Below are 12972 nucleotides of genomic sequence, written 5' to 3'. Positions count from 1 at the left end.
AGATGCACCTCTGTTCCATCGACCAGGCAGTCGAGCAGGTCTTGTCACGCCTGCCGGCACACATTCACATGGGCCTGCCGTTGGGTCTTGGCAAACCCAATGCCTTCGTCAATGCGCTGTATGCCCGGGTGCGCGAACTGCCGGAGCGACAGCTGACGATCTACACGGCGTTGTCGCTTGGGCGGCCACCCCTGGGCGACGGCCTGCAGCGGCGTTTTCTCGAGCCCTTCATCGAGCGCGTATTCGCCGATTACGAAGAACTCACCTACCTCGCCGACCTGCGCAACGATCAGCTACCGCCGAACATCCGGGTCGAGCAGTTCTTCATGCAGCCCGGCAGCCTGCTGCACAGTGATTGCGCCCAGCAGGACTACGTCAGCAGCAACTACAGCCACGCCGCCCGCGACATCAACGCCAAGGGTTTGAACCTGATCGCCCAACTGGTCGCCGCCACGCCGGAAAAACCGGTGCACTTGAGCCTGGCCTGCAACCCCGACATCACCCTCGACCTGCTGCCGATGGTCGCCAAGCGGCGCGAGGCCGGTGAAACCATCCTCATGCTCGGCCAGGTGCATGCCGAGCTGCCCTACATGCCCGGCGATGCGGAGCTGGGCATGGAGGCATTCGACCTGTTGATCGACCAGGCCGAGCAACACCGCCTGTTCTCTACCCCGAACATGCCGGTCACCACCCAGGACCATTGCATCGGCCTGCACGCCAGCACGCTGGTGCGCGATGGCGGCACGCTGCAGATCGGCATTGGTGCCATGGGCGATGCGGTGGCCGCCGCGTTGCTGGCCCGCCAGGGCGACAACGTCGGCTACCGGGCCTTGATGGATGAACTGGACGTCGGCCCATGGCAGGCGCTGATCGAGCGTGAAGGCGGGCTGCATGCCTTCGCCCAAGGCCTCTACGGCTGCAGCGAGATGTTCGTCAACGGCCTGCTGGCGTTGGCCGAGGCGGGCGTGGTGCGGCGCCCGGCCGACGAGCAGGGTGTGCTGGTGCACGGCGGCTTCTTCCTCGGCCCGCGGGCGTTCTACCAACGTTTGCGGGACATGCCACTGGAGCAGCGCGCGCGTTTTGCCATGACGCGTATCAGCTTCATCAACGAGCTGTATGGCCAGGAGGAACTCAAGCGCCGGCAACGCCGCGATGCGCGCTTCATCAACACGGTGTTCACCATGACCTTGCTCGGTGCGGGGGTGGCCGACCAGCTGGAGGATGGCCGCGTACTCAGCGGTGTTGGCGGGCAGTACAACTTCGTCGCCCAGGGCCATGCGCTGGAGGGCGGGCGCTCGATCCTGCTGCTGCGCAGTTGGCGTGAGGCGGGCGGCGACGTCAGTTCCAACCTGCTTTGGGCCTACGGCCACTGCACCATCCCTCGGCACTTGCGCGACATTGTGGTGACCGAGTACGGCATCGCTGACCTGCGCGGGCAGACCGACAGTGAAGTGATTGCGCGGTTGCTGGCGGTCAGTGATTCGCGGTTTCAGGCTGAGCTGATCGAGCAGGCCAAAAAGGCCGGCAAGTTGGCAAAGGATTTTCAGCTGGATGCGCGGTTTACCGACAACACGCCTGAGCGGCTTGAATCAATCAGAGCGCGGCATGTGCGGCTGTTCCCGGAGTATCCGCTGGGCACGGATTTTACCGCCGAGGAGCGAGACTTGCTGCGGGCGTTGAACTGGCTCAAGAGCAAGTTCAAGTTGAGCGAGGTGCTGGAGCTGGGCAAGGCCGCGCTGGATGCGCCGGGGCCGGAGGGGTATCAACGGCACTTGCAGCGGATGGGGCTGGACGCTCCGCAGGGCTTGAAGGAAGAGCTGTATCAGCGGCTATTGCTGGCAGGGTTGGCGGCGACCTGAAGATTGCCGGGGCTGCTTTGCAGCCCATCGCACACGAGGCCGCTCCTGCGAGGGTATGGATTGCCTTGCAGGAGCGGCCTTGCCGGGGCGCCGGACCGGTCGAAAAGGGCCGTGAAGGGCCCCCTGGCGATCACTCGATAAAGCTGACCACGCCACCTTCCAGCGACTTCACCCGAGCCAGCGATTCAACGCGGTAGCCCTGGCTGTCCAGCTCGGCACGGCCGCCCTGGAACGACTTCTCGATGACGATACCCAGGCCTGCCACGGTGGCGCCGGCCTGCTTGATGATCGAGATCAGCGCCTGCGACGCCTTGCCGTTGGCCAGGAAGTCGTCGATGACCAGCACGCGGTCGCTGCTGTTGAGGTGGCGCGGCGAAATGGCCACGGTGTTCTCGGTCTGCTTGGTGAAGGAGTACACCGTAGCAGTCAGCAGGTTCTCGGTCAGCGTCAGCGACTGGTGCTTGCGTGCAAAGATCACCGGTACGCCCAGCTTCAGGCCGGTCATCACCGCCGGGGCAATACCCGAGGCTTCGATGGTGACGATCTTGGTCACGCCGGCATCGGCGTAAAGGCGGGCGAACTCGTCACCGATCAACTGCATCAGGGCAGGGTCGATCTGGTGGTTGAGAAACGCGTCGACTTTGAGAACTTGATCGGAAAGCACGATGCCTTCTTCGCGAATCTTCTGCTGCAGTGCTTCCACTGTGTATCTCCGATGTAGCAAAGGTGGCCGCAAGAAGCGGCAAAGTTAAAGAGTAATGGTTGATCAGCGTTTGAGCATTGCCCGGATATCGGCCAGCGCGTTGTTGCCCCGCGCGGCTTTGACTTCAACGGGCGCATCGTCCAGGCCTTCCCAGGCCAGGTCGTCTGGCGGCAGTTCATCAAGGAACCGGCTGGGCGTGCAATCGATGATTTCGCCGTATTGCTTGCGTTTGGCGGCGAAGGTGAAGGCCAGGGTCTGGCGTGCGCGGGTGATGCCCACGTAGGCCAGGCGGCGTTCTTCTTCGATGGTGTCGGCCTCGATGCTCGAGCGGTGGGGGAGAATTTCCTCCTCCATGCCCATGATGAACACGTAAGGGAATTCCAGGCCTTTGGAGGCATGCAGGGTCATCATCTGCACGCCCTCGGCGTTTTCTTCCTCTTCCTGCTGACGCTCGAGCATGTCGCGCAACACCAGCTTGCCGATGGCGTCCTCGATCGTCATGTCACCCTCTTCATCCTTTTCGAGGGTGTTCTTCAGCGCTTCGACCAGGAACCAGACGTTGCTGATGCGAAACTCCGCAGCCTTGTCGCTGGCGGTCTGCTGGCGGATCCAGTTCTCGTAGTCGATGTCGCGGATCATCTCGTGCAGCGCCGCGATCGGGTCATCGAGGGCCACCTTGTGGCGCACCCCGTCGAGCCAGTGCTTGAAGCGCTGCAGGCGCTCGGTATAGCGAGCGTCCAGGTGCTCGCCCAGGCCCAGCTCCTCGCTGGCGGCGTACATCGAGATGCCGCGCTCGGTCGAGTAGTTGCCGAGCTTTTCCAGGGTAGTCGAGCCGATTTCCCGGCGCGGCACGTTGATCACCCGCAGGTAGGCGTTATCGTCGTCCGGGTTCACCAACAGGCGCAGGTAGGCCATCAGGTCCTTGACCTCCTGGCGGCCGAAGAAGCTGTTGCCGCCCGACAGGCGATAGGGCACCTGGTGGTGCTGCAGCTTCAGTTCGATGAGCTTGGCCTGGTAGTTGCCGCGGTAGAGGATGGCGAAGTCGCTGTACGGGCGGTTGGTGCGCAGGTGCAAGGTGAGGATTTCCATGGCTACGCGTTCGGCCTCGGCTTCCTCGTTCTTGCAGCGGATCACGCGGATCTCGTCGCCCACACCCATTTCGCTCCACAGCTGCTTTTCGAACGCATGCGGGTTGTTGGCGATCAGCACGTTGGCGCAGCGCAGGATGCGGCTGGTGGAGCGGTAGTTCTGCTCGAGCATGACGATCTTCAGGGAGGGGTAATCCTCCTTGAGCAGCATCAGGTTCTCGGGGCGCGCGCCACGCCAGGCGTAGATCGACTGGTCGTCGTCACCCACCACGGTGAACTGGTTGCGCATGCCAATGAGCATTTTCACCAGCAGGTACTGGCTGGCGTTGGTGTCCTGGTATTCGTCCACCAGCAGGTAACGCACGCGGTTCTGCCAGCGCTCGAGCACCTCGGGGTGCTCCTGGAACAGCTTGACCGGCTGCAGGATCAGGTCATCGAAGTCCACTGCGTTGAACGCCTTGAGCGTGCGCTGGTAGTGGGTGTAGACGATGGCGGCGGTCTGTTCGCGCGGGTTGCGGGCTTTTTCCAGGGCTTCGGCGGGGAGGATCAGGTCGTTCTTCCAGGCACCGATCATGTTCTTGATCTCGTCGATGCCGTCGTCGCCCGAGTATTCCTTCTGCATGATGTCCGACAGCAGCGCCTTGATGTCGGACTCGTCGAAGATCGAGAAGCCTGGCTTGTAGCCCAGCTTGTCGTGCTCCTTGCGGATGATGTTCAGCCCCAGGTTGTGGAACGTGCACACCGTCAGGCCCCGGCCTTCCCCCGGGCGCAGCAGCGTAGCGACCCGTTCCTTCATCTCGCGCGCGGCCTTGTTGGTGAAGGTCATCGCGACGATGTACTGGGCACGGATGCCGCAGTTCTGGATCAGGTGGGCAATCTTGCGCGTGATTACGCTGGTCTTGCCGGAGCCTGCACCGGCGAGCACCAAAAGAGGGCCGCCGACGTAGTCACGGGCTTCCTGTTGCCTGGGATTGAGTCGGGACATGCTAGAAACCGGGGGTCGCCAGAAAATAGCCGCGCATTCTAACAGGCATGGGGCCGTTGTGGCGCGACCGTCTGACGTGTGAGTCAGACTTTCTGCCTGCGCAGATCATTAGTTTGGCTAATGCTATTAACTGAAAAAATCGTATTTGCCGGTTGAGCGACTTTCGAGCAGGATGCACGTCAAAATGTGTCGGGACGCGCTGTGGGCAGGGATATGTCTAAAAGTGAAAATCATTTTCATTTCTGCAGTAGCATACCCGGCCTCCCTCGTGTCACCGTCCAAGCTTTAAGGAGCCCGCTTGTCCACGCCTGTCGAACCTTTGCGTTTGCTGTTGTTGGCTGATGAGCCGGAGTGGGCCGCCTTGCTGCGCGAATGCCTGCTGCCGTTGGAAGGTTCAGCAGTACTGCTGACCGCGCCGAACTGGGCGGCGGTCGACAGCCTGTTCAGCCATGACCGTCAGGCGGTGATACTGGCAACCCCGGCCCTGCAACCGGCGCCCGGGCGCTGCGACTTGCCGACCATTCTGTTGCTCGATCACGAGCCCGAGGCGCCGCCCACGGGTGTCAGCGACTGGCTGGTGCGTGACCAACTCAATGCCGATGCCCTGCGCCGTTCGTTGCGTCATGTGCGCGAACGCGGGGTGCTGGTTGCCACCTTGCAGCGCCTGGCCGAACAGGACCCGTTGACCGGTATCGCCAACCGCCAGGGCTTCCAGGCCCTGCTGACCGCTCGCCTGGCCGAGAACGACGGGCGCGGGGTGGCCCTCGGGCACCTGGACCTGGACAACTTTCGCCACGTCAACGATGCCCTCGGCCATCAGGGTGGCGACCGCCTGATCCTGCAGGTGGTGTCGCGCCTCAAGCTGCAACTGGAGGCCGGTGACCAGCTGGCGCGCCTGGGCAGCGACGAATTCGCCTTGCTGATCGACACGCGCCGCGACACTGGCCGCGCCGAGTTCATTGCCGAACGCATCGTCGAGGCCTTGGCCGAGCCGTACTGGATCGACGGCGAAAGCCTGCTGCTCGGCTGCAGCCTGGGCCTGGCCCACGCCCGCGCGCAAAGTGGCGCGGACCCGTTGATGTGGCATGCGCACATCGCCATGCGCCAGGCCAAGAGCAGCCAGGGCTGCACCTTCCATGTGTTCAACGAACGGATCAACCGCAACGCCCGCAGCCTTGCCGACCTGGAAGGCGAACTGCGCCGGGCCCTGCGCCGCGATGAACTTGAACTGCACTACCAGCCGCGGCTGAACCTGGCCGACGGCCGCATCGTCGGCCTGGAGGCCTTGGTGCGCTGGCGCCATGCCGAGCGCGGCCTGTTGCCGCCAAGCGAATTCGTGCCGCTGGCCGAACAGAGCGGGCTGATCGTGCCGCTGGGCTACTGGGTCATCTCCCGCGCGTTGCGCGACATGCAGGCCCTGCGCGAGAGCGGCCTGGCGCCGCTGCACATGGCGGTAAACCTGAGCTTTCGCCAGTTCCAGGACAGCCAGCTATTGGCCACGCTGAGCCGCTTGATCATCGAGCACGGCGTCGATGCTCGCTGGCTGGAGTTCGAGTTGACCGAGACGGCGGTCATGCGCCGCAACGAATTGGTCCGCCAGACCATGGATGCCCTGGGGCGCCTTGGCGTGCGGTTCTCGCTGGACGATTTCGGCACCGGCTTCTCTTCGTTCGTGCATTTGAACAGCCTGCCGATCACTCTGCTCAAGGTCGACCGCAGTTTCGTCGCTGGCATGGAGATGCGCGAAGAGAACCGCAAGCTGGTGCACGCGATGATCAACCTGGCGCACAACCTCAACCTCGAGGTCGTGGCCGAGGGTGTCGAGAGCCACGAACAGATGGCGTTGCTGCGTGGGTTTGGTTGTGACCAGGTGCAAGGGTTTCTGGTCAGCAAGCCGCTGCCGGTGGGGGAGTTGGTGGCGTATTTGCAGCAGGCGTCCGAGCGCAAGCTGGCGCAGGTGCTCTAGCCCCTATCGCCGGCAAGCCGGCTCCCACGCCGACCTCCAGGGCTGTGGCATCCCTGTAGGAGCCGGCTTGCCGGCGATGGGGCCCTGAAGTCAGGCCGAAACAGCAGCCTTTTTGCTGACGCCGGCCTTCCCTAGCATCCGCTTCATTCGCCACTCGAAGGCAATGGTCAACGCCACCGATGCACAGGCCAAGCCCAACGCCAGCCCCCACCACACCCCCACCGCGCCGCCACCGAAGTTGAACGTCAGCAGCCACGCACTCGGCGCCCCGACCAGCCAGTAGCAGCAAAGCCCGATCAGGAAGGTGGTCTTGGCATCCTTCAGCCCCCGTATCGAGCCCATGGCAATGGTCTGCACGCCGTCGAACAGTTCAAACCAGGCCGCGACCATCAGCAGGCTCACCGCCAACTGGTAGATCTGCGCAAACGCCGGGTCATTGCTATCGATGAACAGGCTCACCAGCATTTCCGGGCGCAGCCAGAACAGCGCGGCGAAGGCGAACATGATCATCGCGCCGAAGCTGATGCCCACGCGCCCGGCACTGCGTGCTGCCAGCAGGTTGCCGGCGCCGTAGTACAGCCCGACCCGCATGGTCACCGCATAGGACAGCCCGGTCGGTACCATGAATGCGGTCGAGACGATCTGCAGGGCAATCTGGTGGGCCGCAAGCTCCGTGCTGCCAAGCACGCCCATGCACAAGGCGGCAAAGGCGAACAGGCCGACTTCCACCATGTAGGTGCCGCCGATTGGCAAACCCAGCCGCCACAGTTCGCGCAGGGCGGGCAGGGAAGGGCGCGACAAGCCCTTGCGCAGCGGGTACTCGGCGTAGGCCGGGTGCCAGCGGATGTACAGGGCCAAGGCGATTGCCATGCCCATCGATACCACGGCAGTGACCATGCCGATGCCCATCAGCCCCAGCTTGGGCAGGCCGAACATGCCTTCGATCAGCGCGACGTTGAACAGGTAGTTGAGCACCGTGCCGACCAGGCTGATGACCATCACCGGCGTCGAACGGCCCAAAGCGCTGGTGAAGCCGCGCAAGGCCATGAAGGTCAGGTAACCGGGAAGCGCCAGCGGCAACAAAGTGAGGAATTGCGTGGCCGACTCGACGTTTTCGGGCTGCTGGCCGAACAGCAGCAGCACCGGTTTGAGGTTCCACAGGGCCAGCGCCGCGACCAGTGCCAGGCCCCAGGCCAGCCACAGGCCGTTTTGCGCAAGGCGGGTGGCGCCTTCGATGTCATTGGCGCCCTTGCGAATAGCCACCAGCGTACCGACCGCCGCAATCACGCCCAGGCAGAAGATCGACACGAACGAATAGCTCGCCGCGCCCAGGCCACCGCCCGCCAGGGCTTGGGGGCTGATGCGGGCCATCATCAGGGTGTCGGTGAGCACCATCAGCATGTGCGCCAACTGCGAGGCGATCAGCGGCCCGGCCAGGCGCAGCAAAGCCTTGAGTTCTGTGGTGGGCGCAACGTGCATGGTGGGGTCCTTTTTGCCTGACTCTGTGAGCGAGGGACGATTCTGAGGCTTCGGTCAACTTTGCACAAAAGGATAAAAGCGATGGTTGGCATGAGTTCAACTCATGCATATATGATCACAAGCATCCCTTCGCCGCCCCGTATGCAGGTGCCCCATGTCCCGTCAGCTGCCTCCGCTGTATGCGCTGCGCGCATTCGAAGCCGCCGCCCGGCTCAGCTCTTTCACCCGTGCCGGCCATGAGCTGTCGATCACCCAGAGTGCGGTCAGCCGGCACATTCGTACCCTGGAGGATCACTTCGCCTGCCGCCTGTTCATCCGCAGCGGCCGCAGCCTGCAACTGACCGAGGCCGCGCGGGTGCTGTTGCCGGGCGTGCGTGAGGGCTTCGCCGCACTGGAGCGGGCGTGCGATACCTTGCGCGGCGAAGACGACATCTTGCGCATGAAGGCGCCTTCAACCCTGACCATGCGCTGGCTGCTGGCGCGCCTGAGCCAGTTCCGTCACTTGCAGCCCGGCAACGAAGTGCAACTGACCAGCGCCTGGATGGACGTCGATCATGTCGACTTCAATCAGGAGCCCTTCGACTGCGCAGTACTGCTCAGTGACGGCGTGTTCCCGCCGGACTGGGAGGTCCGGCGGTTGTTCTCCGAGCTGTTGATTCCGGTGGGTGCACCGGACTTGCTCAAGGAAGGCCCGTTGGACCAACGCCGGTTGGCCGGCATCGAGCTGCTGCACCCCACCCCCGACAAGCGTGACTGGCGCGAATGGCTGGAGCGCATGGGCCTGGCCGACAGCGTTTCGCTCAAGGGCGGGCAGGTGTTCGACACGCTGGAACTGGGCATGATCGCTGCGGCCCGCGGCTACGGGATCTCCATGGGCGACCTGCTGATGGTTGCCGAAGACGTGGCCCACGGGCGCTTGAGCCTGCCCTGGCCGACAGCAGTGCCCAGTGGCATGGATTACTACCTGGTGTGGCCGCGCACCCGCCCAGGGGGTGAGCGGTTGCGGCGCTTGAGTGTGTTTTTGCAGGAAGAGGCGGCGGCGGTGAACTTGCCGGATGTGCGCATTCTGCCGGGTCTTTGATCGCCCTCACTGGCCTCTTCCCAGGCACACCGCAGAGCTTGAACCCCCGCAATCCCTGTAGGAGCGGGCTTGCCCGCGATGAGGCCAGTGCAGGCTAAAGAAAACGTTTGCGAATACCCCGGTCCGACACTCAAGTATTCGCCACCGACGCCGATTTACTTGCACCAGCGTCCCGGAAAGAGGGCGCGATTCTCCGTCGACAAACAGCAGGCGGTCCACGTGATCAGGATGATCCAGGCCACCTGCCAGGAGCTTCCCCATGTCTCAACCGCGTGCCCGAATTGCTTCGCAGCTCGGTATCGCCCTCGCCATTGTGCTGGCGTTGGTGATCACCGGCAGTACTCTGTTCGCCCTCCGTTCCCTGGACGACGCCAACCTCGCCACGCGCCAGGCGCACCTGGCCAGCGAAGCGCGGCTGCTGGCCGACCAGCTGGAAACCTTCCATGGTTCGCTCAAGGACAACACCCAACGCCTTAGCGGCTTGTTCGAGCGTCGCTTTGCCTCGGGCCTTTCGCTGCATGCCGGCGAAACGGTACAGGTTGCCGGGCAGGCCACGCCGGCCCTGTACCTGGGTAACCACTTGCTGAACAACGATTTCCAGCAGGTGGACGAATTCCAGCAGATGACCGCCGGCATCGCCACGCTGTTCGTGCGCAGCGGTGACGACTTCGTGCGCATCACCACCAACCTGAAAAAACAGGATGGCAGCCGCGCGATCGGTACCCAGCTCGACCGCCAGCATCCGGCGTACGCGAAGCTGCTGGCGGGGCAGATGTACGTGGGCCGGGCGGTGCTGTTCGAGCGCAACTACATGACCCGCTATGTACCGGTGAACGACGGCAACGGCCGGATCATTGCCGTACTGTTCGTCGGTTTCGACTACACCGACGCGCAGAATGCGCAGTTCAGCAACCTCAAACGCTTCCGTATTGGTGAAACCGGGTCGCTGGCCATTCGTGACGAGCAGGGCCAATGGCTGGTGCCGCCAGCCAATGCCGACCAGCCTTCGTTCAGCGCCTCCGCGCCGTTTGCCGAAGGCCCATGGACCGTGGTTGCCAGCATGCCCTTGGCAGAGATCCGCGAGGTAACCTGGAGCGTTGGCCTGCGCCTGGCCATCGGCAGCCTGTTGGCGATGCTGCTGGCCGTGGCCGCCACCCTGTGGTTGCTGCGCCGCAAACTGCGCCCGCTCGACGACCTGGTGCGCCAGGCCAATGCCTTGGGCGCTGGCGACCTCAATGCCCGCCTTGCCGTGACCAGCCATGATGAGATCGGCCAGCTGGCGCGCAGTTTCAACAAGATGGGCGAAGCGCTGGCGACCATGGTCGAGCACATTCGCGGTGCTTCCGAGCAGGTCAGTGGCCGCGCCCGTTCGTTGGCCGGCCTGTCGGCGGGCGCCTGTGAGGGCATGGACCAGCAGTCCGGTGAAATCACCAGCATGGCCGGTGCAGTGGAAGAATTCAGCGCCACCTCGATGAACATTGCCGACAACATGGCGGGCACCGAGCGCATGGCCCGCGACAACGCCCAGCAGACTCGGATTGGCCGCACGGCCATGGATGAAGCGTCGAGCTCTTTGCGCCAGATCGCCGAGGCACTGGGAGGCACCGCGACCGTGATGGACACGCTGGGCGCACGTTCGCAAGAGATCGGCGGCATCGTCGGGGTGATTACCGCGATCGCCGAGCAGACCAACCTGCTGGCCCTCAACGCTGCCATCGAAGCGGCGCGTGCTGGCGAACAGGGCCGCGGTTTCGCCGTGGTCGCAGATGAGGTCCGCGGCCTGGCAGCACGCACTCGCCAGGCGACCGATGAGATTTCCGGGATGATTGCCAGCATCCAGCAACAGACCGGCCACGCCATCAGCACGCTGGAGCAGGGTAATCAGTTGATGCAGGAAGGCCTGCAGCGCAACGACAAGGTGGCCGAGGCCCTGGCGCGCATCGACGAGCAGAGCCGGGTGGCGGGTGAGCAGTTCACGGTGATCAGTACGGCCACCCAGGAGCAGAGCAGCACCGCGACCGTGCTCAGCCGCAACCTGCAGAGCATTGCCCAGGCCAACAGTGAACAGCGGGATGTGGCCAATGAACTGGCCTTCACCGCGCGTGAGCTGGAGGGGTTGGCGGCGCAGTTGCGCCAGGAAGTGGATCGGTTTCGGGTATAGATAAACCGCTGACCACACTCCCGCCGCCGTACCTGTAGCAGCGGCTTCAGCCGCGATGGGCCGCAAAGCGGCCCTTTTTTACAGCGACCGCAGGTTCAACGCTTGCGCACAAGCCTGCAGCGACCGCTGCTCACTCTGCGCATACAAGGCCAGCTCATCCTGCACCCGCAGCCCCAGCGCCGCCTCGAAGGCATCGCGGTTGGCATTGCTGCCATATTCAGCCTGGGCATCGTCACCCAGGTTCGACTGGAAAATCCCCGCCGCACTCACCGGCAAGAAGTCCTCGTACACCAAGGCCTCGAAATGCACATGGCCAGCGTCGATCAAGCCTTGCAGGGTAGTCGGGCGATCAGCCTGCTCTCGCGCGGCCAGGCCTTTTTCGGTGGCGAAATAACGGAAGTACGCCAGGCCTTGCTCACGCATCTGCGCCAGGTCATCGGGGAACTCGGCAAAGTGTGCGTGCAACAGCGCCACGTAACGCTCGGCGTTGGCCTCCGCTGGCGCACCGCCCAGGGCCGCACGGGTAGCGTCGAGCAGCCGGTCATACAGCTGGCGGCCCTTCGGCGTCAGCGCAGCGCCTCGCTGTTCGATCTCGCCGAAGCGCGCGGTGTGGCTGCCTTCGCTGCCGTGCTGGTCGCTGAACGCGACCTTCTCCTGCAGCGCCTTGAAACTGGTCTGGCGCAGCAGGATCGGGTGGCGGCGGGTGGGCGGGCCTTCGACCACGGCCTTCGGCGGGATGCCCTTGGCCGGCATGCCCAGCTGAATGGCGTCGATGTCCAGGGTGCGCGGGGTCAGGTGGTTGATGTGCGGGCCCTTGAACGCCACCACATCGGCGATCAGCCGATGCTGATCGTGCAGCTGCTGGTACTGCTCGGCAGTGACCGTGGCGTCCTTGTGCCAGCGGAAGGTGTGCAACGCTTCCTGCACGAAGGCCTCGGCGTCGGCTGCGTTCAGGCCGCCATCGCGCTCGCATTGAGCAATCAGCTCAAGAGCGCGGGCAGTGAAGATCTTGCGCTTGGCCAGAATGGTCTGCGCCAGCTCACGCAATGCGGGGTTGTCGATCAATTCCAGGCGCAGCAGCGACGTGAACACGCGGAACGGGCTGATGTGCAGCGCCTGTTCGTGCACCGCGCGGAACGCGGTGGAGTGCACCGGCACGCCGGCGGAGCTGAGGTCGTAATAGCCGACCGGCTGCATACCCATGACCGCGAACAGCCGGGCGATGGTGGCCAGCTCTTCGGCGCTGCCAACGCGGATGGCACCGTGGCGCTCCTGGTCCAGGCGCTCGACCTCGCCGGTCCAGCGCAGGGCCTCGGCCACCTTGGGCTGCTCGGCCATGACCTGCTGGTTGATTTCGCTCACCAGCTCCAGCAGCGTGCCGTACAGCGGCACTTCCTGTTTGTACATGAGCGACATGGCGGCAGAGAACTGCGCGCGAATGCTGTCGGGGCTGACGAAATCGTGGGCGGGCATCGCTAGCTTCCTGGTTGGGTTCGGACGCTTACATGAAAGCTGGGAATGCACTACGGCCACAAGCGAAAAAAAGTGAGTGTGTCATTCCTTTTTTGATCGATCTTCAGGGCCCTATCGCCGGCAAGCCAGCTCCTACAGGCACAGCACAAGTTTCAGCAACTGTGCTGTGCCTGTAGG

Annotated in this window: 8 protein-coding genes and 1 pseudogene; 5 read left to right on the top strand and 4 right to left on the bottom strand. The window is 63.9% G+C overall.

Annotated features, from left to right (window positions below; all coding sequences use genetic code 11):
• The first annotated feature begins 2 nt into the window (after positions 1-2).
• Positions 3-1859 carry an acetyl-CoA hydrolase/transferase C-terminal domain-containing protein gene (locus ACNQPL_RS04090; protein WP_416466044.1) on the top strand — a complete coding sequence of 619 codons (1857 nt, stop codon included), beginning with the start codon at positions 3-5 and terminating at the stop codon, positions 1857-1859.
• 130 nt (positions 1860-1989) lie between these two features.
• On the opposite strand, the gene ACNQPL_RS04085 is transcribed toward ACNQPL_RS04090, so the two are convergent.
• Together ACNQPL_RS04085 and rep are read right to left on the bottom strand one after the other, a co-directional pair.
• Complete coding sequence (locus tag ACNQPL_RS04085) at positions 1990-2562, bottom strand: xanthine phosphoribosyltransferase (protein WP_346612631.1); 573 nt, start codon at positions 2560-2562, stop codon at positions 1990-1992.
• A 63-nt stretch (positions 2563-2625) separates the two neighbouring features.
• The gene (rep, locus tag ACNQPL_RS04080) at positions 2626-4635 is read right to left on the bottom strand and encodes a DNA helicase Rep (protein ID WP_346612630.1); all 2010 of its coding nucleotides are present in this window, start codon (positions 4633-4635) and stop codon (positions 2626-2628) included.
• A 298-nt stretch (positions 4636-4933) separates the two neighbouring features.
• On the opposite strand from rep, the gene ACNQPL_RS04075 reads away from it, so the two are divergent.
• Entirely contained in the window at positions 4934-6601 is a 1668-nt protein-coding gene (locus ACNQPL_RS04075) for a putative bifunctional diguanylate cyclase/phosphodiesterase (protein WP_416466042.1), read from the top strand.
• 90 nt (positions 6602-6691) lie between these two features.
• Here the strand turns inward: ACNQPL_RS04075 and ACNQPL_RS04070 are convergent, their stop codons facing one another.
• Positions 6692-8080 carry a NorM family multidrug efflux MATE transporter gene (locus tag ACNQPL_RS04070; protein WP_416466040.1) on the bottom strand — a complete coding sequence of 463 codons (1389 nt, stop codon included), beginning with the start codon at positions 8078-8080 and terminating at the stop codon, positions 6692-6694.
• 154 nt (positions 8081-8234) lie between these two features.
• On the opposite strand from ACNQPL_RS04070, the gene ACNQPL_RS04065 reads away from it, so the two are divergent.
• The 3 genes and pseudogenes from ACNQPL_RS04065 (at position 8235) to ACNQPL_RS04055 (ending at position 11322) form a co-directional block, all read left to right on the top strand.
• On the top strand, positions 8235-9161 hold the full coding sequence (locus ACNQPL_RS04065; RefSeq protein ID WP_346612627.1) for a LysR substrate-binding domain-containing protein: 927 nt from the start codon (positions 8235-8237) through the stop codon (positions 9159-9161).
• Between the two features lie 259 nt (positions 9162-9420).
• A pseudogene (locus tag ACNQPL_RS04060) lies at positions 9421-10413 on the top strand (Cache 3/Cache 2 fusion domain-containing protein); the annotation flags it as partial.
• 45 nt (positions 10414-10458) lie between these two features.
• A complete protein-coding gene (locus ACNQPL_RS04055; RefSeq protein WP_416466148.1) occupies positions 10459-11322 on the top strand; it encodes a methyl-accepting chemotaxis protein in 864 nt (287 codons plus the stop codon).
• Between the two features lie 78 nt (positions 11323-11400).
• On the opposite strand, the gene ACNQPL_RS04050 is transcribed toward ACNQPL_RS04055, so the two are convergent.
• A complete protein-coding gene (locus ACNQPL_RS04050; protein ID WP_416466038.1) occupies positions 11401-12795 on the bottom strand; it encodes a VOC family protein in 1395 nt (464 codons plus the stop codon).
• Positions 12796-12972: the final 177 nt, after the last annotated feature.

It is taken from the genome of Pseudomonas sp. LFS044 (assembly GCF_047978245.1).
Lineage (GTDB): Bacteria > Pseudomonadota > Gammaproteobacteria > Pseudomonadales > Pseudomonadaceae > Aquipseudomonas.
Note: the sequence above shows the minus strand (reverse complement) of the source record. Positions and strands in the feature narration are given on the sequence as shown.